At 64.9% G+C, this 20018-nt stretch carries 17 protein-coding genes; 6 read left to right on the top strand and 11 right to left on the bottom strand.

Annotation, left to right across the window (positions count from 1 at the left end; translation table 11 throughout):
• The first annotated feature begins 25 nt into the window (after positions 1-25).
• The 3 genes from ACW179_RS06340 to ACW179_RS06330 are packed head-to-tail and all read left to right on the top strand — an operon-like array spanning position 26 to position 2919.
• Positions 26-928, top strand: coding sequence for a VOC family protein (locus ACW179_RS06340; RefSeq protein ID WP_492063452.1), 903 nt, complete (start codon positions 26-28; stop codon positions 926-928).
• Positions 929-932: 4 nt separating this feature from the next.
• Entirely contained in the window at positions 933-2093 is a 1161-nt protein-coding gene (locus ACW179_RS06335) for an alpha/beta hydrolase family protein (RefSeq protein ID WP_492063451.1), read from the top strand.
• A 40-nt stretch (positions 2094-2133) separates the two neighbouring features.
• Complete coding sequence (locus ACW179_RS06330) at positions 2134-2919, top strand: cyclase family protein (protein WP_492063450.1); 786 nt, start codon at positions 2134-2136, stop codon at positions 2917-2919.
• A 53-nt stretch (positions 2920-2972) separates the two neighbouring features.
• Here the strand turns inward: ACW179_RS06330 and ACW179_RS06325 are convergent, their stop codons facing one another.
• Entirely contained in the window at positions 2973-3422 is a 450-nt protein-coding gene (locus ACW179_RS06325) for a MarR family winged helix-turn-helix transcriptional regulator (protein WP_492063449.1), read from the bottom strand.
• A 66-nt stretch (positions 3423-3488) separates the two neighbouring features.
• Positions 3489-4223, bottom strand: a complete 735-nt coding sequence (locus ACW179_RS06320; protein ID WP_492063448.1) for a GntR family transcriptional regulator — start codon at positions 4221-4223, stop codon at positions 3489-3491.
• 168 nt (positions 4224-4391) lie between these two features.
• Between ACW179_RS06320 and ACW179_RS06315 the strand changes: the two genes are divergently transcribed.
• A complete protein-coding gene (locus tag ACW179_RS06315) occupies positions 4392-5462 on the top strand; it encodes a Rieske 2Fe-2S domain-containing protein (RefSeq protein WP_492063447.1) in 1071 nt (356 codons plus the stop codon).
• Complete coding sequence (locus tag ACW179_RS06310) at positions 5459-6409, top strand: PDR/VanB family oxidoreductase (protein ID WP_492063446.1); 951 nt, start codon at positions 5459-5461, stop codon at positions 6407-6409. The genes ACW179_RS06315 and ACW179_RS06310 overlap by 4 nt, the downstream gene beginning before the upstream one ends.
• A 46-nt stretch (positions 6410-6455) precedes the next feature.
• Here the strand turns inward: ACW179_RS06310 and ACW179_RS06305 are convergent, their stop codons facing one another.
• The 9 genes from ACW179_RS06305 to ACW179_RS06265 all read right to left on the bottom strand — a co-directional run bounded on the left by ACW179_RS06305 (position 6456) and on the right by ACW179_RS06265 (position 18619).
• Entirely contained in the window at positions 6456-7316 is an 861-nt protein-coding gene (locus ACW179_RS06305; protein ID WP_492063445.1) for an alpha/beta fold hydrolase, read from the bottom strand.
• 29 nt (positions 7317-7345) lie between these two features.
• Positions 7346-8446: an NAD(P)-dependent alcohol dehydrogenase gene (locus ACW179_RS06300; RefSeq protein WP_492063444.1), complete on the bottom strand. Its 1101-nt coding sequence runs from the start codon at positions 8444-8446 to the stop codon at positions 7346-7348.
• Between the two features lie 116 nt (positions 8447-8562).
• Complete coding sequence (locus ACW179_RS06295; RefSeq protein ID WP_492064262.1) at positions 8563-10026, bottom strand: benzaldehyde dehydrogenase; 1464 nt, start codon at positions 10024-10026, stop codon at positions 8563-8565.
• Between the two features lie 52 nt (positions 10027-10078).
• The gene (locus ACW179_RS06290; RefSeq protein WP_492063443.1) at positions 10079-12652 is read right to left on the bottom strand and encodes a TonB-dependent receptor; all 2574 of its coding nucleotides are present in this window, start codon (positions 12650-12652) and stop codon (positions 10079-10081) included.
• A 134-nt stretch (positions 12653-12786) separates the two neighbouring features.
• Entirely contained in the window at positions 12787-13722 is a 936-nt protein-coding gene (locus ACW179_RS06285; protein WP_492063442.1) for an AraC-like ligand-binding domain-containing protein, read from the bottom strand.
• A gap of 32 nt (positions 13723-13754) precedes the next feature.
• Entirely contained in the window at positions 13755-15263 is a 1509-nt protein-coding gene (locus tag ACW179_RS06280; protein WP_492063441.1) for an AMP-binding protein, read from the bottom strand.
• Between the two features lie 39 nt (positions 15264-15302).
• On the bottom strand, positions 15303-16130 hold the full coding sequence (locus ACW179_RS06275; RefSeq protein WP_492063440.1) for a p-hydroxycinnamoyl CoA hydratase/lyase: 828 nt from the start codon (positions 16128-16130) through the stop codon (positions 15303-15305).
• 54 nt (positions 16131-16184) lie between these two features.
• Entirely contained in the window at positions 16185-17597 is a 1413-nt protein-coding gene (locus ACW179_RS06270) for an aldehyde dehydrogenase (RefSeq protein WP_492063439.1), read from the bottom strand.
• Positions 17598-17821: 224 nt separating this feature from the next.
• Complete coding sequence (locus ACW179_RS06265) at positions 17822-18619, bottom strand: helix-turn-helix domain-containing protein (protein ID WP_492063438.1); 798 nt, start codon at positions 18617-18619, stop codon at positions 17822-17824.
• Positions 18620-18842: 223 nt separating this feature from the next.
• Between ACW179_RS06265 and pobA the strand changes: the two genes are divergently transcribed.
• A complete protein-coding gene (gene pobA, locus ACW179_RS06260) occupies positions 18843-20018 on the top strand; it encodes a 4-hydroxybenzoate 3-monooxygenase (RefSeq protein WP_492063437.1) in 1176 nt (391 codons plus the stop codon).

The raw sequence follows: 20018 nt of genomic DNA, 5'->3' as shown, positions 1-20018 counted from the left end.
AGCGTAGATCTCAAGGAAGACACAGATGGCAAGAGTGACTGACATCCGATATGTCGGCTACGGCGTAACCGATTTCGCGGCGGAACGCGCCTTCTATGGCAATACCTGGGGCCTTCAGGAGATCGCCGAAGGCGACGGCATGGCCTATTTCGCCGCCGCTGGACATGACGAACTCTATGTCGTTCGCCTGCGCCAGACTGACGAGAAGCGCATCGACATCATAGCCCTGGCGACCGACAGCCGCAGCGATGTCGACGACCTGCACGCTCGTGTCGCAGCGCACGGCTGCAAGGTGATCTTCGCTCCGCGCGAACTGGACAGCCTTGGCGGCGGCTATGGCTTCCGCTTCTTCAGCCCCGATGGCCTGCCGTTCGAGATCTCCAGCGACGTCGCCCGCGGGCCGTCGCGTGAGCTGGCGCGATGGGAGGGTATTCCCCTGAAGATCAGCCACATCGTCCTTCACTCGCCGGACCATCGGGCCGCCGTGGCCTTCTTTACTGACGTCCTGGGGTTCCGGGTCAGCGACTGGCTGGGCGACTTCATGTGCTTCCTGCGCTGCAACGCATGGCATCACCGCCTGGCCTTCCTCCCTGGCCCGCCCTGCCTGAACCACGTCGCCTTTGACATGCTGGGCGTGGACGACATGATGCGCGGCATCCATCGGCTGAAGCAGAACGAGATTGATATCCGCTGGGGTCCCGGCCGACACACGGCCGGCAATAATACCTTCAGCTACTTTGTCACGCCGGGTGGCTTTGCAGTCGAATACACCTCCGAGCTGGAAAAGGTCGATGAGGACACCTGGGTGGCCCAGGTCCACAAGCCAACCGCGCAGACCATGGATCAATGGGGCATCGGCGTCGGAGGCCCCCAGACCATGCCTCATCCCGAGGCCGACAGCGGTCTGTTCAACCCGGTCGGAGTCTGAACGCATGGCCCTGTTCGAATACTTCCCGAACTATGTCTGGAACCTGTCGGTTTCAATCGCCATCGAGAGCGGCGCTCAGATCGGCGAGATCGTGGACATGTGCAAACCTATTCGCGACGCTGCAGCGAATGGCGAAGACGCCGGCACACTGCAGTTTGCCGAGCAATGGGCCGGCATGGCCGACAAGCTGATCGGCTTGGCCGACGAGGACGAGGCGCTCGGACGCTGCTTCTCCGCAGCGACCAAGCTTGAGCGCGCGGCGCTCTATCTGTTGTCAGCTGAACGCATGCAGGGCCATGGTCACCCCGGCCGGGAGGCCACGTTCGCCAAGGCGCAATCAGCCTTTCGAAAGGCCATGCGGCTTGGCGACCAGCCCGTCGAGCGGGTCGAGATCGCCTACGGCGACAGCGCCTACCCGGCGCTCTATTGCAGGGCTCCGGGCCCTGGCCGCAAACCGGTCGTGGTCTATTGCAACGGCCTGGATAGCTCCAAGGAGCTGCTCTACTGGTCGCGACTGCACCAGGCCCTGGCTAAGCGGGGTATCTCAACCCTGCTGGTTGATCAGCCCGGTACGGGCGAGGCCCTGCGCCTGAAGAATCTGCCGGCCACGCCCTATTCCGAAAAATGGGCGACTCCGGCCCTGGACTGGTTGCTGACCCAGGACGACGTCGATCCGGACCGCATTGGCATGACCGGCATCTCGCTCGGCGGCCACTACGCGCCCCGCGCGGTCGCCTTCGAGCCGCGCTTCGCCAGCGGCGCGGTCTGGGGAGCCAATCACAATTGGGCCGAGGTCCAGCAAAAGCGTCTTCGCCGCGAGGGCGAGAACCCCGTACCCCATTACTGGGGCCATGTGATGTGGGTGTTCGGAGCCCGCGACATGGACGACTTCCATGCCAAGACACAGGCCATGACGCTGAACGGCGTCATGGAGAAAATCAAGGTTCCCTTCCTCGTCACCCATGGCGAGAAGGACCGGCAGATCGGCCTGGAATACGCCCATCAGAGCTACGACCAACTGACGGGCAGTCTTCGGCGCGAGCTGAAGATCTTCACCGACCGGGAGGGTGGCGTGGAGCATGTCGGAGCCGACAACATGGCCTTCGGCCGTGACTATATCGCCGACTGGTTTGCCGAAACTCTCGGCGGCCGCACGGCGTCCTGACGCCCGTTCGCCTCGCCTCCCGATCCCAAGGAAGACTGCCATGGCCCGCCGTTTTGTCGATCTGTCCATCTATCTGGAAAATGACGTGATCACCGATCCGCCCTTCCTGCGGCCCAAGATCACCTATCAGAGCCATGCCGAAACCGTTGCCGAGGCGGCCTTCTTCTTCAAGGACATCACGGCCAGCGACTTTCCGGGGGGCGAGGGTTTCGCGGCAGCTGAATGGGTGACCCTGACCACACACAATGGCACTCATCTGGACGCCCCCTGGCACTATCACCCCACCATGGACGGCGGCGAGCGCGCAATAACGATCGACGAGGTGCCGCTGGAGTGGTGCTTCGCACCGGGTGTGAAACTGGACTTCAGAGGTTTTGCGAATGGCTATGTTGTCACGGCCGCCGACGTCGAAACCGAGCTGAAGCGCATCGGACATGACCTCCAGCCGCTGGACATTGTGCTGATCAACACCGCAGCAGGCGGAGCGATTGGCAATCCGGACTACGTCAATATCGGCTGCGGCATGGGCTATGAGGCCACCATGTATCTATTGGAGCGTGGCGTTCGCGTCACCGGAACCGATGCCTGGTCGTGGGATGCGCCCTTCAGCTACACCGCCAGGAAGGTCGAGGAGACGGGCGACACCTCCCTGATCTGGGAAGGCCACAAGGCCGGGCGAGATATCGGCTACTGCCACCTTGAAAAGATGCACAATCTGGAAGCCCTGCCAGGCCATGGCTTCACGGTGTCATGCTTTCCGCACAAGATCCGCGGAGCCTCGGCCGGCTGGACTCGCGCCGTAGCGATCTTCGAAGACCAGGTCTGATCGCCGATACTGAAGCAGAGGAACTGATCTGAATTCCCGCTCAATGCTACGGCCTACGCAGCGACATCGCCGGACGAGATCTTGCCCAGCAATTGGCTGAGCTGGGCCTTTTCGGCTGCTGACAGTCCCGAGAACGCCAGGCGGTCATGCTCCAGCGTTTCCAGTTCTATGCGTTCGCGCAGCGTCACGCCGGCGGCTGTAAGATAGAGGGCGTTGGCACGCCGGTCGCGGCCGGGACGCCGCTCGATCACACCCAGCGCTTCCAGTTCGTTGACGACCTTGACCGTACTGGCGCGATTGATCCCGAGCGATCGGCCCAGTGACATCTGATCACAGCCCGCATTGAGAGCAATATAGACCATCGCTGTTGCGCGCGCCGGGGTAACGCCCAGTGGGGCCAGCCGCACCCTTAGGCCTGCCATGGTGCGCACATCGGCATAGTGCAACTTGAGCCCCAACCGCTCGCCGAGAACGCCAAGAGCGCCGACCTCCTCCATGACCATCAAGCTCCAACTAGTATGCCAGGCAAACCGTATACCGATCGCCCGGTCCTTGAAATCACCTGAAGGTCAGTCTGCCCGAATAGTCCACGTGACGTTCACCGGCAGGTTTGCGCCGGTCGCTGTCTCGAAGACCTTGGCGTTGCGGATCGCTTCCAGGGCGTGGTCCCGCATGATCCGCTCTGCGGTCACGACATCGCCCCGTTCAATCGCATCGAAAACCGACCGGTGCTGCCGGTGCGCAGAAAGCAGATGCTCGTATTCGACGTCCAGATCCGTCAGATCCAGGGCCAAGGCGCCTGCACCCGCGAAGGGTTCGAAATTGTTGCGCGCCAGCGCGGCTTCAATCGCACTGTTGCCCGCTCCAGACACCAGGGCATCGTGGAAAGCCAGATTATAGTCGGCGTAGCGATCCAGGTCCTCGGCGACCAGGCGCCCGGCCGAAAACAGCGCCTCACCCGTCTCCAGCAGTGCAGAAAGTCGCTCGCGCAGCTCGGGTGTCATGCCGCGCTCGGCAAGACGACGCGCCGCGAAACCCTCAAGCACGCCACGAACCTCAATGGCGTCCCGGATTCGGACGCTGGACATGCTCCGCGCCGCATAGCCGCGTCCACCCAGGCGCTCGACTAGCCCCTCGTGCTCTAGCGCCCTCAGCGCCGTGCGGACCGGCATGCGCGAGACGCCGAGCGCTGCGGCGGTCGAGATCTCACCGATGCGCTCGCCGCCACGGATCTCGCCCGAGGCGATCATCTTGCGCAGCGCCACGATCACGCGCTGGCCCGGCTTTACTGGCGTGGACTCCATGGCGCGATCCTAGCCTTCTGCACCCCGCCTTCACAACCCGCCACCCCTGAAATGGGATCCAATGAAAGCCCATATGGCCGTTGATCCTGAATTATTGGATCCAATGATTGACGTCGGGGCGGTTTTACCCTGATATTGGATCCAATAAACAAGATGTGAGGAAGCGACATGCCCGCCGAAACCCCCTCGCCCTGGCCGCGTGATGCCTGGTACGTGGCCTGCACGCCCCAGGAGATCGCGGATAAACCCCTGGGTCGCCGCATCTGTGGCCAGGCCATGGTCTTCCACCGGGGCAAGGCAGGACAGGTCGTCGCCCTCGAGGACTTCTGCCCCCATCGTGGTGCCCCCCTGTCGCTGGGCTTCGTCCGCGACGGTGAGCTGGTCTGCGGCTATCACGGCCTGACCATGGGCTGCGAAGGACGGGCCACATCCATGCCCGGCCAGCGCGTCGCCGCCTTCCCCGCGATCCGCGCCTTTCCGGTGCTGGAACGCCATGGCTTCATCTGGGTCTGGCCCGGCGATCCGGCCCTGGCCGCGCCGGAGAAGCTGCACCCGCTGTTCTGGGCCGATAGTCCCGACTGGGCCTATGGCGGCGGCCTTTTTCATATTGAATGCGACTACCGCCTGATGGTCGACAACCTGATGGACCTGACGCACGAGACCTATGTCCATGCCACGAGCATCGGCCAGAAGGAGATCGACGAGGCACCGGTGACCACACGCCTTGAAGGCGATGAGGTGGTGACCAGCCGCTTCATGGAGGGGATCCATGCCCCGCCGTTCTGGCAAATGGCCCTGCGCGGCGCGGGTCTGCCCGAGGACGCCTTGGTCGACCGCTGGCAGATCTGTCGCTTTTCACTCCCCAGCCACGTGATGATCGAGGTGGGCGTGGCTCTGGCCGGACACGGGGGCTATCACGCCCCGGCCGACAAGAAGGTTTCCAGTGTGGTGGTCGACTTCATCACGCCCGAGACCGAGACCTCGCACTGGTACTTCTGGGGCATGGCCCGCAGCTTTGCCGTTTCGGACGCCGCCCTGACCGACACCATTCGCGAGGGTCAGGGCAAGATCTTCTCCGAGGACCTGGACATGCTGGAGCGCCAGCAAAAGAACCTGCTGGCCTATCCCGACCGCAAGCTGCTGAAGCTCAACATCGACGCCGGCGGGGTGCGCTCGCGCATGGCCATCGACAAGGCGATCGCCGCCGAAGCCGCCCCTGTGGCGATGCACGCCGGATGATCAGGGTTCGGGTGGCGTCCCGCGCCCTTGTCGCCGAAGGCATCGTCAGCCTCGACCTGGTTTGCCCGGAGGGCCGCGACCTGCCGCCGTTCGAGGCGGGGGCCCATGTGGATCTGCATCTGGGGAACGGACTGATCAGGCAGTACTCGCTATGCAGCGACCCCGCCGTGCGCAGCCACTACAGGATCGCCGTTCTGAGGGAACCTGCATCGCGTGGTGGTTCGGCCTATGTTCATGACAGCCTGACCGAGGGCGCGACGCTGGACATCAGCCCGCCCCGCAACCTCTTTGCCCTGGACGAGACGGCGCAGGCTCACCTGCTGTTTGCCGGCGGGGTTGGTGTAACCCCCATCCTGGCCATGGCCCGCCGGCTGTGGGCGCTGGGCCAGCCCTTCGTCTTTCACTACTGCGCCCGCGAGCGATCTCGCGCCGCGTTCCTGGACGAACTTGCGACCGCGCCCTTCGCCGACCAGGTTCGGCTGTCCTTCGATGCAGAACCGGCCACCCGACTGGATCTCGACCGGGTTCTTGCCGACCCTGCGCCGGGTCGCCGTCTCTATGTCTGCGGTCCTGGCGGTTTCATGACCCATGTGATTGATGGTGCCCTGGCGCGGGGCTGGTCGTCGGACGAGATCCGTAAGGAGCACTTCGCGGCTGCGCCCGCCTCCGAAGGCCAGGACCAGCCGTTCGAGCTGATGATCGCCAGCTCAGGCCAGATCGTGAAAGTCACCGCCGAGCAGACCGCGGCTCAGGCGCTGGAAGCGGCAGGCGTCTTTGTGCCTGTCTCCTGTGAGCAGGGTGTCTGCGGCACGTGCCTGACCCGCGTGATCGAGGGCGAGCCTGACCACCGTGACGCTTTCCAGACGGACGACGAACGGGCGGCAAACGACCAGTTCACGCCCTGCTGTTCACGCGCCAGCTCGCCACGTCTCGTACTGGACCTCTGAGCCGCCAGGGCCCGGCTCAGGTCTCCCGTCAGGCGGTGCCCCTTGGCTAGTAGCGCGCCAGGGAATCCGCATCCAAGGCGTGCACAAAGGCCAGAACCTCGTGGTTGACCCGCTGATGGGCCTCGATCTGGGGCGTATGGCCACAGTTTTCGATCACTTTCACCACGGCGCGCGGATTGAGCCGCGCGCAATCAATGGACTGCTGAAAGGGAAGGACGACGTCCTGCCGCCCATGAAGGAACAGGATCGGGCAGTTCGCTGAGCCCACGAGCGAGCGGCTCTGCGCCCAGTAGGCCTTGCGAACGCCTCCGATCCAGAGGGTCTTGCGCATTGTCGCCAGCAGCGACTGTGACGCTCCATCCTTGTGAACATTGCGCCAGATAACGCCCCGCAGGGTCTCGTTCACCACCGAAGGATCGTGGAACAGGGCCGCAATCTGTTGCTCGACCGAGAGTTTGCCGGGCTTGGTCATGAGCTCGCCGAGCAAGGGAAGGCTCATCAGGCGAAACGGCAGAAAAACCTCGGGGCCCATCATCGCCGGCGAAGCCAGCACCATGCCGGCGATGCGGTCCGGGGCGAGTCCGGCCAGCCGAAGGGCGATCGCCCCCCCAAGGGAGTTGCCGACAGCCACAACACGCTCAAGCCCCAGGGCCGTCAGCACAGCCAGGGTAAAGGCCGCATAGCTGTCAGGGTCGTGAGCCTGGCCATCCCCGTCCGACAGGCCATGACCCGGATAGTCCAACGCAATGAGCCGCAGGCTCTTGCCCAGGGCGTCAAGCTGATTGGACCAGAACTCCAGTGAGCCGCCGATGCCGGAAAGGAGCAGGACGGGGATCCCCTCCCCCCCGGTATCGACATAGCGAATCCGGACGCCGTCTACGGAGATCCATTGGTCAGTCATTGGCATTTCTCACCGCAACGGGTCGTTGAACAGGGTCAGGTCATCCGGACCACAGGCTTGATGACCCGCCCGGCCTCGCCGTCCGCCACGGCCTGGTTGACGTCCGCCAGCGGATAGAACTGGATCAGGCGGTCGAACGGGAAGCGGCCGGCCAGATGCAGGGCGATCAGTTCGGGAATGAAGGTGTCGGGATCGGCGTCGCCCTCGACAACGCCACGCACGACCTTGCCACCGCTCATGACCGACACGGCGTCCAGCGGCAGCTCGTCGCCCATCTTGGATGCACCGACCAGGCCGCAGGCCCCGCGCGGGCCAAGACAGTCGACCGCCTGGCGCATCACCTTCAGATTGGCCGTCGTGTCGATCGAGAAGTGAGCACCCGTGCCGGTGATGGCCTGGATCTTCTCAACGATCCCGCCCTCTGTGCCGTTCAGCGCATGGTCGGCACCGAGCTCGAGCGCCAGAGCCAGGCGCTCGGGATTGATGTCGACTGCAATGATCGGCCCGGCGCCAATCGCCTTGGCCGCCAGAACCGCCGAAAGCCCCACCGCACCGGCCCCGAAAACCACCAGCGAGCGGCCGGCGGGAACCTTCAGGGCATTCATCACCGCTCCGGCACCGGTCATCACCCCACAGCCGAGGGGACCCAGCCGCTCAAGCGGCGCAGCCTTGTCGACCTTGATCGCGTTGCGCTCGTGGCAAAGCGCGTAGGTCGCGAACGACGACTGGCCAAAGATGTTGGCGTGGATGACCTCATCGCCCTTGGAAAGACCAGACGATCCGTCTTCCCGCACGCCCATAAAATTGCGCGGGAAGAACTCGTGGCAATAGGTCGGCGCGTGATCCGAACAGGAGGGACAAAGGCCGCACGAATTGAAGGTCATGACGACGTGATCACCGACAGCCACCTTGGTCACGCCGGGCCCAACGCGCTCAACAACACCGGCCCCCTCGTGGCCGAGAACCACGGGCTGGGGCGTCGGCAGGTGCTGGTCACGCATGACCATGTCCGTGTGACAAACACCGGTGGCCACAACCCGAACCAGGACCTCACCGGCGCGCGGCGGTTCGATCTCGAGGGACTCCAGACTGAACGGACCGGTCGGGCTGCGGGTTACGGCTGCGGTGATCTGCATGCGAAAGCACTCCTAGAGCGTTATTCGGCAAATTGGATACCGGTTCGCCGCCGAAATAACGCGTCAAAACAAGAATCTAGAGCAAACGGCATGATTCAATCATGACGACCTTTGCTCTAGAAGGGATAGGCCGTGGCGACGGCCTTGACGGTCTCCCACCGCCAGGTGGTGAACTCGTCAAGATTGGCCGGTCCGCTGATACGGGTGCCGTTGCCGGACGCCTTCATGCCGCCGAACGGCGAATGCGGCCCGGCGTCCACGGTCTGATCATTGATGTGCAGGTGACCCACCTCCAGCGCACTACCCAGACCCATGCCACGCCCCACCGAGCCCGTGATGATGCCGGCCGAGAGGCCGTAGGGGCCATCATTGGCCAGACGCACGGCCTCGTCCAGATCGTCAAATACGGTGATCGCAGCCACCGGACCGAAGATTTCCTCTTCGAAGGCCCGCATGCCTGGCGTGACGCCCGTCAGCACGGTCGGCGCATAGCAGAGGCCCTGATGGGTCCCGCCGGCCACCAGCGTCGCACCGGCCGCGACCGTGTCGGAGACGATGGCGTGGACACGGTCCAACTGTCCGCGGCTGATCAGCGGGCCCAGGGCCACATCACCGCGCATCGGATCGCCCACCGGCAGATGCGCGGCCTTGGCGGCCAGGCGCTCGACCACCGCGTCATGAATGCCGCGCTGGACCAGCAGACGGCCGGCGGTCATGCAGACTTGCCCCTGGTGAAGCCAGGCCCCCCAAGCGGCGTTCGAGGCGGCCACATCCGGATCAGCGTCGTCGAGGATGATCAGCGGGTTCTTGCCGCCCAGTTCCAGCGCCACCTTCTTCAGATGAGCCCCTGCGACCTCGCCCACCTTGCGGCCGGCACCCGTCGAGCCGGTAAAGGCGATCATGGCGATGTTGGGATCACGGCACAGCGCGTCGCCGGCCTCGGCGTCACCGGGCAGGACGTGAAGCAGACCGGCCGGCAGGCCGGCGGCCTCAAACACCCGGGCGATCAGGAAGCCGCCGCTGACCGGCGTGCGCGGATCGGGCTTGAGCACTACGGCGTTGCCCGCCGCCAGGGCGGGCGCGACCGCCCGGATCGACAGGACCAGCGGGAAGTTGAACGGCGAGATCACCGCGACCACGCCGAGCGGGACGCGCCGGGCGATGCTGGTCTTGCCCGGGGAGGAGGGCAAGACCAGACCGGCGCCTTCAGTCGCCATCGCGCCGGCCTGGCGTACGAAGCCGGCGGCGTGCTCCAGTTCGACGGCGGCCTTGGCCCCCACCGAACCGCTCTCGCGCATGATCCAAGGTGCGAGGTCGGGGGCGTGTTCGACCAGCAGGTCGGCAGCGCGCAGCAGGATCGCCTGCCGCGCGTCGGCCGTGAGCGCCGCCCAGGCCGGCTGAGCGGCCTTGGCCGAGGCGGCGGCGCGCGCCACATCGGACCGGTCGGCACGGCCGACCTGGGTCAGCACGGTCTCCGTCGCGGGCTCCTGGACCGCGATCACCCCGCCGCTGGACTTGACCCAGCCGTCAGAGAACAGTCGCTCGGTCCACTGGTCGGGCGAAAGCAGAGGTTCACGCATCATTCGGGTGGCCCCTGCGCTCATGTCGTTCATGGCGGTCAGGCTCCTCTGACTAGAAGGTGACGCCGAGGCGGATATAGGCCTCGCGCGGGCGGCTGTAGGTGCCGAAGATGGCGCCGGCGGCGATGTTCTCGTTGCCGGTCGTCAGGTAGCGCTTGTCGGTCAGGTTCGTGCCGCCGACCGTGACGCTCCAGGCACCGCCCGGATCATCATAGGCGACGCTGGCGTTAACCACCTGGACCGCAGGACGCTTGAGCAGGTAGGTGCGCTGGGCGTTGTTCCAGATGCTGGAGGTGTAGGTCCAGTCGGCAATGGCCGTGACCGATCCGCCGTTGCCCAGCTTGACCTCGTAGCGCGGGCTGAAGTTGATCTTCCACGTGGGCGTCTTGGGCAGCGGCGCGCCGACAAAGGTGCCCGCCTGGAAGACGTTGGGACCGCTAACCGCCTGCACGCCGGCCAGCACGTCGGTATAGCGGGCGTGCAGATAACCCACCGAGGCGTTGAGGGTCAGGCCCTCCAGCGGCACGGCCACGGCTTCCAGCTCGACACCCTTGATCTTGGCATCGCCGGCGTTGCGGATGGTCGGCGAGGTGCCTTGCTGGAAGTTCAGCTGGATGCCGTCATACTCGGTCTGGAACACCGAGCCGTTCAACTGCAGGCGGCGGTCCAGCAGCTTGGACTTGAAGCCCGCCTCCCAGGTGGTGGCGACCTCTTCGCCGAACGGCTGGGCCAGGAGCTGGGGATTGGTCAGACGGGTTGTCCAGCCGCCGGTCTTGTAGCCCTTGGACCAGCTGACATAGGTCATCACGTCTTCAGCCGGATGCAGTTGCACCCCGACCTTCGGCGAGAAATTGGTGAATTCCTGCTCGTTGACGCCCGGCGCATAGACCCGCACCGGATTGCTGGGATCGGGGTAGCTGAGGCCGACCTGGCAGGGGATCGGCGCCAAGGGGAACGCCCCGCTCGGCCGGATGTTGCCGTTGGCGTCCGAACAGCCGAACAGCTTGTAGTTGAAACCGTTCAGGTCCTGCTGCCCACCTTCGAACAGCTTGCTTTCCTTGGTGTATCGAGCACCGATGGTGACCCCGACCAGATCGGACAGCCGCCAGTCGACCTGACCGAACGCTGCATAGTTCTCGGTCTCCAGCTGATTGGGGCCGTCGACCTGCAGCAGACCTTCATCGAAGGTGACGTAGTCGTGCAGTGAGCCCTTTTCCTTGAAGTAGTAGCCGCCCAGCACATAGTTCAGCTTCTTGTCGAAGGCCGAGCCCAGAAGCTGAAGTTCCTGGCTGATCTGCCACTGCTTCATGTTGAAGCTGAGTTGGCCGACGTTCAGCGGCGAACCGTCTGCGTCCGTGCCGCTCTTCCACAGCAGCTTGCGGTAGGCGGTGATCGACTTGACCGCCACTTCGTCGGAGAGGCTGTGCTCGACAGTGCTGCCCAGGCCCCAGTTGACCATGTTGGAGAAGCTGTTGCCGGTGGCGTAGCTCTTGTCGATGTCCTTGCTGACGAACCGGCTGTCAAAGGGCAGTCGGTCGTTGGTCGGATCGGCGTCGACATTGACGCCGGCCAGTGGAGCCACACTCAGGTTACGGCTGAACTGGGTGCCACGAACACCGCAGAGGGCCTGGGCGTTGCGCGCGGCGATCTGCGTCGGCGTCGCACCGATGCAGAAGTTGTAGAGCCCCGCGAACAGGAAGCCCGTTGTCCCCGTCGGGTCAAAGGCGGTGCCCGGCAGGTTGCTCGTCCCGGCGAAGTTGCCCGGAACCCTTTCCGTTGTAGCGAGCAGGGTGTTGGCCAGACCGCCGCCATCCTCGCGGGTATAGTCGGCCGACAGCACGACCTTGGTCAGTTCGCCCTTCCACTTGAGCTTGCCGCGCAGGTTCCAGCTGTTCTCGCCGCCTTCACGCGCCGCAGTGTCGTAGTCCGAAGACGGGAAGGCGGTATAGGAGGTGGTGTTGCGCGCGCGCGCATCGGGGAACGGAATGCGCTCGACATAGCCTTCCCGGCTCTTGATCCCGAAGGTGATCGAAGATGACAGCGACTCGGTCAGCGGCAGATCGGCGCTGCCGCGCGCCTGCATCAGCTTGTGGCTGCCGGTGGTAACGTCGCCCTTGAACTTGAAGGTGTCGCCCGGATCGCGCGTCACGATCGAGATCGCGCCGCCGATCGTGTTACGGCCAAACAGCGTGCCTTGCGGGCCCTTGAGGATTTCGATGCGCTCGACGTCCAGCAGGTCCTGGTTGGCGCCGACGGTGCGGGCCAGATAGACGCCATCGACATAGATGCCGACGCCGGGATCGATGTTGAAGGCGAAGTCGTCCGAACCGATACCACGCACATAGGCCGACAGCACCGACGGCGAGCCCGAGAACGGCGTACCACCGTCCAGGGTGACATTGGGCGCCAGATTGGAGAGTTGGGCGACGTTGCCGACCGCACGCTCCTGCAGCGCATTGGCCGAGAAGGCCGAAATGGCGATCGGCACGTCCTGGACGTTCTCGACACGCTTCTGCGCGGTGACGACGACTTCCTCGACGACCTGTGCCTGCGCGACGCCGGCCACCCCCAGCGCCAGTACCGACGCCGCCCCAAACACCTGATAAAGCCAGAGCTTACGCACCATGACCCGAACCTCCCATTTTATGTCGTTGTCGACAGAGGAGCACGGGTGGCGCGCTCAGACTTGGCTAGGCGCGAAGGCGACTTTCACGGATGCGAAGCCCGACGACGTTTTCGAGAACGCCGGGTTACGAAAGTTCAGCTGGTCCGATATTCGCGCGGCCCAACACCATAGAAGGCCTTGAATGCGCGACTGAAATGCGAAAGGTCGTTGAAGCCTAGGCTGAACGAAAGTTCGGTTATGTTGCAGGTTCCGCGGGACTCGCGCAGGGCCCTGGCCGCACGTTCCAAACGCTTCCGCCGGATATAGGCCAGGGGCGTGGTCGCCATGCCCGCAAAAACCATCTGCAGATAGCGCGGCGACATGCCCATGGCCCCGGCGACGCGACTGACGCTGAGGTCAGGGTCGCACAGATTCTCGTCGATGAAGCGCTTGATGCGAGCGCCTGCGCCCTGGCCGCCCTCGCAATTGCGGGTCTCGCTGCCGCCGCCTTCCCACACCGCCGCAGACAGCAGGGACAAGGCCGCCTCCTGTACAGCATCACCCACGGGGGCTGCGTCCCGATCGCCATTGGCCCAGAGCGTGCGGATGAAGGACGTCAGCAACGCTCCAGTCAGACTGTCGCCGGCCAGCCGGCGACCGCACAGGGCCTCAGGATCAACCATCCGTCCCGCAAGGCTTTCAGACGGAATCCGGAGCACCAGCATGCGGTTGGCATCGTCGAAACGGATGGTATAGGGCCTCGCCGGATCGCAGAGCATGAGATCGCCCTCGTCCAGCACCGCCTCGCGACCATCCTGAAGATTCAGGCTACGGCCCACGTCCTGGACATGCAGCTTGAAATAGGGCCGCTGCGCCAGGGACGAACGTCCACGCCGCACCACCGCCGCGCTCGACGCAACCCGCGACAGGCTCATCCCGCCCAGATCGCGTACATCCAGCCTGCCTTCGAAGTCCGCGCGGTCGGCGTCCACGACAAGGTTGTCGAAGGTCGATGCAACCATTGCATTCCAGGTATCAAGCCCGACCCGACCCGGGATCGCGCCGCCATTCTCGTCGAGACTGGACACCATTTCATCCTCCGTCAGGCAGTCCGGTCGCTCTCCTAGGAGTCCGCCGGCTTTCCGTTTCTTGGATCCCCAGAGAGCAGTTGCTCGCGCAGGACCGTTTTCTGGACCTTGCCCGAGGCCGTTCGCGGCAGAGCCACGACCTGGGTAAGCGCCTTGGGCAGCTTATAACGCGCCAGCCGATTTTCGAGATGTTTCAGGATGTTGGCCAGGTCCAGAACCGCGCCCTCTCGGCAGGTGACAACCAGATGGCCGATTTCACCCCAGCGTGGGTCCGGTATCCCGACGACGGCGCATTCTGCGATCGCCTCATGATCGGCCAGGGCCGCCTCGATCTCGGCCGGATAGACGTTCTCGCCGCCCGAGATGAACATGTCCTTCTTGCGGTCGACCAGCCAGTGATAGCCCTCGGCGTCGGCGCGGGCGATGTCGCCGGTCCGGAACCAGCCATCGGCCGTAAAGGCACGGGCGGTCTCCTCGTCGCGCCGCCAGTAGCCCAGAAAGACGTTGTCGCCCTTCAGCAGAAGTTCGCCGGCGACACCGGGCGGACAGTCGTTGTCCTGCTCGTCCACGACGCGCGTCGCGATCGAAGGCATGGCCAGACCCGCCGAGCCGGCCCGCGGATCGATCAGGGCCGGATCGGGCGGCATGCCGAACACCGTACCCGCCTCGCTCATGCCGTAGCCGTCGACCACCGGGATGCCATCGGCCAGCCAGCTGCGGATATCAGCGGCCGGGTTTGGCGCGCCTCCGGTAAACAGCGCGGTCAGGCCGCGCAAGGCCGCCGGCTCAAAGCCTGGCTGCGCCCGCAGCATCGCCGCCATCTGTGGAACGCAGAAATAGTGCGTAACGCCAAGAGCTGGATCGCCCAGGCGCGCCAGGGTACGGCCCGGCTCGAAGCCATCAGATACCCGCACCGTACCGCCATGCATCAGGGCGGGACGCACCGAAGTCACGAGGCCGATGATGTGGAACATCGGCGAGTCGATCAGGAAGACACTGTCGCCGGTGACCTGGCCCAGACGGCCGAAATTGATCGCAGTCTGGTCCAGGTTGCGCTCCGACAGCAGCACACCCTTGGGTCGGCCAGACGTGCCCGAGGTATAGAGGATCAACGACGGCCGGTCCCGATCAACCGGAGCCGTAGCCTCGGGTGCGGCCCTGTCCACCTCGACCTGCAGCGCGTCAAGATCAAGGCCCGCAAGTCCGGCGGCGGCCAGTTGGGCGTCGCCGACCACGAGAGCCGGCTCGAAGTCGGCGACGAGGGCAGCGATCTCAACCGGCGACAGGCGCCAGTTCAGGGGCGTGAAAATCGCGCCGATGCGCGCGCAGGCCAGATGCAATACGGCCAGCAGCACCCGGTTGCGGGCCAGCACCGCAAGGCGGTCACCCTCGACAAGGCCGCGCCGGCGCAGCACACCGGCGGCCCGGGCGACGCTGTCATCCAGCTGGGCATAGGTCCAGCAGCGGCCGGTCGCCAGGTCCTCGGCCGCCAGGCGGGACGGCCGCAGTCGCGCCTGGACGGCGACGTGATCCGTCTGGGTCATCGACTGCTCCTTCCTCCCGCGTGGTGGTCCGAACTCAGATCAGGCCTGTTTGGACAGGTCGTAGCTGCCCAGGCCCGGCTTGTAGGTCTTGTCGTCGATGAACTGCTTGATCCCTTCCTTGCGCCCGCTGTTGTCGTGGAAGTTGGCGGCTTCCTGGGCGCGGACAAGATAGTCTTCGGCGCTGTCATAGGTCATCTCCTTGACCCGACGAACGGCGTCCTTGGTCGCCTTCAGGGCCACGGCGTTCTTCTTCAGCAGCACCTCGGCCAGCTCCCGAACGCGGGCCTCAAGGCGCTCCAGCGGCACGCTTTCATTGACCAGTCGCCAGGCCGCAGCCTTCTGGCCGTCGATCAGCTCGCCCGTCATGGCGTGGTACATCGCATCCCGCATCGGGATCAGGTCGACCACAACCTTGGTGGCGCCGCCACCCGGCAGAATGCCCCAGTTGATCTCGGACAGCGCGAACTGAGCCTCATCAGCGGCGATGGCGAGGTCGCAGGAGTAAAGCGGACCATAGCCGCCGCCGAAGCACCAGCCATTGACCATGGCGATGGTCGGCTTCTGGTACCAGCGCAGGCGCCGCCACCAGCCGTAGGACTCCCGCTGGGCCTTGCGGGTCGCACCCAGACCCAGGGCCTCGGTCTCCCGGAAGTATTCCTTGAGATCCATGCCCGCCGACCAGGCCGTGCCCTCGCCTGTCAGCACCAGCACACCGACGTCGTCACGGTGCTCAAGCTCGTCGAGGACCTCCATCATGCGCCGGTTCAGGGCCGGGCTCATGCAGTTGCGCTTTTCGGGGCGATTGAACTTCACCCACGCAATGCGGTTCTCAACCACGAAGGTCGCGGTCTCGTTGGTCGTGGTCATGGTCTGTCCTTGTGGATCGGGGGCATGATGCGATCGGCCGAGTGCGGCCGCGCGTCAGATCGGGAAGTGGCCGGGCTGGGTCTCGACAGTGATCCAGCGCAGTTCGGTGAAGGCGTCGATTCCGGTCTTGCCACCGAAGCGGCCATAGCCCGAGGCCTTGACCCCGCCGAACGGCATCTGCGCCTCGTCATGCACAGTGGGCCCATTGACGTGGCAGATGCCCGACTGGATGCGGCGAGCAACCTTGAGGCCACGGGCGATGTCGCGGGTGAAGACCGAGGCCGACAGGCCGTATTCGGTGTCATTGGCCAGGGCTATCGCATGCTCCTCGTCACGAGCGCGGATGACCCCAACGACCGGACCAAAGCTCTCCTCGCGGAACAGGCGCATGTCGGCGGTGACCCCGTCGACGACCGTGGCGGGCATCAGCACACCATGAGACTCGCCGCCGGCCACCCGGACCGCGCCGGCAGCCACGGCCTCGGCCACCAGTCCCTCTACGTGCTGCACCGTCTTGAGATCGACGACCGCGCCCAGCGGCGTCTTGCCTTCGCGCGGATCGCCCACCGCCAGGCTGGCGGCCTTGGCGGCGAATTTCTCGACGAAGGCATCCGCGACGGCGTCGACCACAATGATCCGCTCGGTCGACATGCAGATCTGGCCCTGGTTCATGAAGGCCCCGAAGGCAGCGGCCTTGACGGCTTCGTCGAGGTCGGCGTCGTCGAGGACAATCATCGGGGCCTTGCCGCCCAGCTCAAGCAGAACCGGCTTCAGGTGCTCGGCTGCACGCTTGGCAATGATCTTGCCGACTGCGGTCGAGCCGGTGAAGTTGATCCGCCGCACGGCAGGGTGGTCAATCAGCGCCCCAACGACCTCAGCAGCGTCGGCTGGCGCATTGGTGACGATCGTCAACGCGCCTGCCGGCAAACCGGCGGCGGCGAAAGCCTCAGCGATCAGCTCATGAGTCCGGGGACAGCTTTCGGACGCTTTCAGCACCACGGTGTTGCCACAGGCCAGGGGGGTAGCGACGGCGCGAACACCCAGGATGATCGGCGCGTTCCAGGGCGCGATACCGAGGATGACCCCGACCGGCTCGCGCACCGCCATCGCCAGACAGCCCGGCTTGTCAGAGGGGATGACCTCACCGCTGACCTGGGTCGTCAGGGCGGCGGCCTCACGGACGATGGACGCAGCCAGCATCAGGTTGAACCGGGCCCAGCCCTCGGTGGCTCCGATTTCGCCCATCATTGCCACGACAAATTCGTCGACCCGCGCCTCCAGCGCAGCGGCTGCCTTGGACAGCAGGGCGCGGCGGGCATTGGGGCCCAGCGTGCTCCAGGCTGGCAGGGCGGCCGCAGCCGTGTCGACTGCGGCGCGGGCCTGGTCGGCAGTCATGGCGGCGGCCGTCGTGGCCACAGCGCCTGTCACGGGGTTTAGACGTTCAAAGACAGCCTGGGTCGAGCTCATGGTGTTCCTTCCCTTGCGCCTGCGTGCCGCCATTGGACGGTCATTTGTATGCCGGGCAATCTGTATGCCAAGCGAACAATATGCGCAAGAGGCTGTTGCTTCGCCCCCTCCGATCGATGCGCTAGAGCGCGTTCCGAAAAGTGGGAACCGGTTTTCGGAATGAAACGCGCGTGAAAACAGAAGACTAGAGCGGGTGATCTGAATCCATCAGATCGCAACCCGCTCTAGGCGGTTTCGTCCAAGGCGCGCTCGGCGCGGTAGCGGCGCGGGGAGCACCCCTCGGCCTTGCTGAAGAACCGGGAGAAATAGGCCGGATCCTCAAAGCCGAGCTGGTAGCCGACCTCAGCCACGGTCATGTTTGAATAGATCAGGGCTCGCTTCGCCTCGAGCAGCATGCGGTCACGCACCAATCGCAGCGGCGCAACGCCAGAAACCTTCAGACAGGATGTCCGCAGGCGCGAAACCGTGCAGCCCAGCCGCTCAGCGTAGAACTCCAGAGACTGCCCATCCCGGAAATGAGCCTCGATCAGTTCCCGATAGCGCGCCACCAGCCGGGCCTGCCCCCCCTGCACAGACGGTCCGGCGGCATCAGCCTGGACCAGCAGACGCAAGGCCTCGACCAGCAGGGTCAGCAACTGGGCTTCCACGGCGGCAGCGCGCCCGGGCGCGGTCCAGACCAGCTCGCGACCCAGCCGGGCGAGGGCCTCGGCCAACCTGGAATCGAACGGCAGGGGGAGCTGACAGGCGGCACGGAACAGGCTCGCAAACCCCGGTTCACGGCCAACCAGGTCACGCAGATAGCTGTCGGCAATGGTCAGAACCGAGCCGGCGCTGTCGGCCTCGTAGATGAAGCCGTGGACCACGCCGGCGGGGATCAGCAACAGGCACGGAGCACGAAAGGCGATCGTCTCGCCCTCGGCACGCATGACGCCAGACCCCTCCGCAATCAGAAAGACGTGGTTGAGGTCGGCATGGGCATGAGGGCGGATATTCCAGTCGTTGGGGCGAGAACGATCGTCCAAGTCTTCCAGATGGAGGAACTTGCCTTCAACCGTCCTGAGCGGCTCCCCGAACAGGAAAAAGCTAGGAATATTAGGAATTTGATCCAGCCCCTCTTTCGACACGCCCAGAACACGACGTAAGAAAAGTCCAACTTTTGTGATGCTCTGTCCATCCCCAAGTTCGGCGTGAGCGCTCAGTCTGGTCGCAAGTGGCCCATAGCGGCGCGAGGGCGGAGACCCAAAAATGCGTACACAGGTCGCCATTATCGGCGCGGGACCTGCGGGTCTGTTCCTGGGCCATCTGCTCAAACAGGCCGGCGTTGACGCCGTCATCATCGAGCGCAAGGACCGCAGCTATGTCGAAGGCCGTGTGCGGGCCGGCGTTCTGGAACAGGTCACAGTCGATCTGCTTGAGCGGCTGGGTCTGGCGGACCGAATGCACCGCGAGGGCCTCGTCCATGGCGGGACCAATCTGGCCAGCGACGGCGACGTCTTCCGCATCGACATGGCCGAACTGACCGGCGGCTCCACCGTCATGGTCTATGGCCAGCAGGAGGTGATGAAGGACCTGTTCGACGCAGCAGAGGCTCGCGACGTCCAGATTGTCTTCGACGCCGATGATGTGGCCCTGCACGACATCGACGACTCAAGACCTTTTGTGACCTGGCGCAAGAATGGCGTCGAGCAGCGCCTGGACTGCGACTTCATCGCCGGCTGTGACGGGTATCACGGGGTCAGCCGTGCGGCCATTCCGGCGAACGTCCTCAAGACCTTTGAGCGGGTCTACCCCTTCGGCTGGCTGGGCATACTGGCCGAGGTGCCGCCGTGTGATCACGAACTGATCTATTCCAATCACGAGCGCGGCTTCGCCCTGGCCTCGATGCGCTCACCGACCCGCAGCCGCTACTACATTCAGTGCGCCCTCGACGAGCGCATCGAGGACTGGAGCGACGAGCGGTTCTGGGACGAACTGTGCCTGCGCCTGGGACCCGACGCGGCCTCCCGGGTCACCCGCGGCCCGTCTTTTGAGAAGTCCATCGCCCCTCTGCGCAGCTTCGTCGCCGAGCCCATGCGCCACGGACGCCTGTTCCTGGCCGGAGACGCGGCCCATATCGTGCCGCCCACCGGCGCCAAGGGCATGAATCTGGCGGTGTCTGATGTGGTCATGCTGTCCGAGGCCCTGGTCGAACACTACCAGGAGGGCTCGACCGTCGGCATCGATGGCTACTCGGCCCGCGCCCTGGCCCGGGTCTGGAAGGCCGAACGCTTTTCCTGGTGGTTCACAAGCCTGACCCACCGCTTCCCCGACCGCGACGGTTTCGACCGCAAGATGCAGGTGGCAGAGCTGGCCTACATCAAGGGCTCGCGGGCCGCCCAGGTCACCCTCGCCGAAAACTATGTCGGCCTTCCGCTCGTCTAG

Source organism: Caulobacter sp. AVps18, assembly GCF_058681425.1.
The sequence above is the reverse complement of the archived record's forward strand: the minus strand, read 5'-3'. Positions and strand labels throughout refer to the sequence as shown.

Excerpts from the sequence above, each read along its gene's own strand:
- ACW179_RS06315 (WP_492063447.1), top strand. The coding sequence starts at position 4,392 with ATGCCCGCCGAAACCCCCTCGCCCTGGCCGCGTGATGCCTGGTACGTG.
- ACW179_RS06310 (WP_492063446.1), top strand. The coding sequence starts at position 5,459 with ATGATCAGGGTTCGGGTGGCGTCCCGCGCCCTTGTCGCCGAAGGCATC.
- ACW179_RS06330 (WP_492063450.1), top strand. The coding sequence starts at position 2,134 with ATGGCCCGCCGTTTTGTCGATCTGTCCATCTATCTGGAAAATGACGTG.
- ACW179_RS06340 (WP_492063452.1), top strand. The coding sequence starts at position 26 with ATGGCAAGAGTGACTGACATCCGATATGTCGGCTACGGCGTAACCGAT.
- ACW179_RS06300 (WP_492063444.1), bottom strand. The coding sequence starts at position 8,446 with ATGCAGATCACCGCAGCCGTAACCCGCAGCCCGACCGGTCCGTTCAGT.
- ACW179_RS06325 (WP_492063449.1), bottom strand. The coding sequence starts at position 3,422 with ATGGTCATGGAGGAGGTCGGCGCTCTTGGCGTTCTCGGCGAGCGGTTG.
- ACW179_RS06270 (WP_492063439.1), bottom strand. The coding sequence starts at position 17,597 with ATGAGCTCGACCCAGGCTGTCTTTGAACGTCTAAACCCCGTGACAGGC.
- ACW179_RS06285 (WP_492063442.1), bottom strand. The coding sequence starts at position 13,722 with ATGGTGTCCAGTCTCGACGAGAATGGCGGCGCGATCCCGGGTCGGGTC.
- ACW179_RS06305 (WP_492063445.1), bottom strand. The coding sequence starts at position 7,316 with ATGCCAATGACTGACCAATGGATCTCCGTAGACGGCGTCCGGATTCGC.
- ACW179_RS06335 (WP_492063451.1), top strand. The coding sequence starts at position 933 with ATGGCCCTGTTCGAATACTTCCCGAACTATGTCTGGAACCTGTCGGTT.
- ACW179_RS06290 (WP_492063443.1), bottom strand. The coding sequence starts at position 12,652 with ATGGTGCGTAAGCTCTGGCTTTATCAGGTGTTTGGGGCGGCGTCGGTA.
- pobA (WP_492063437.1), top strand. The coding sequence starts at position 18,843 with ATGCGTACACAGGTCGCCATTATCGGCGCGGGACCTGCGGGTCTGTTC.
- ACW179_RS06275 (WP_492063440.1), bottom strand. The coding sequence starts at position 16,130 with ATGACCACGACCAACGAGACCGCGACCTTCGTGGTTGAGAACCGCATT.
- ACW179_RS06280 (WP_492063441.1), bottom strand. The coding sequence starts at position 15,263 with ATGACCCAGACGGATCACGTCGCCGTCCAGGCGCGACTGCGGCCGTCC.
- ACW179_RS06295 (WP_492064262.1), bottom strand. The coding sequence starts at position 10,026 with ATGCGTGAACCTCTGCTTTCGCCCGACCAGTGGACCGAGCGACTGTTC.
- ACW179_RS06320 (WP_492063448.1), bottom strand. The coding sequence starts at position 4,223 with ATGGAGTCCACGCCAGTAAAGCCGGGCCAGCGCGTGATCGTGGCGCTG.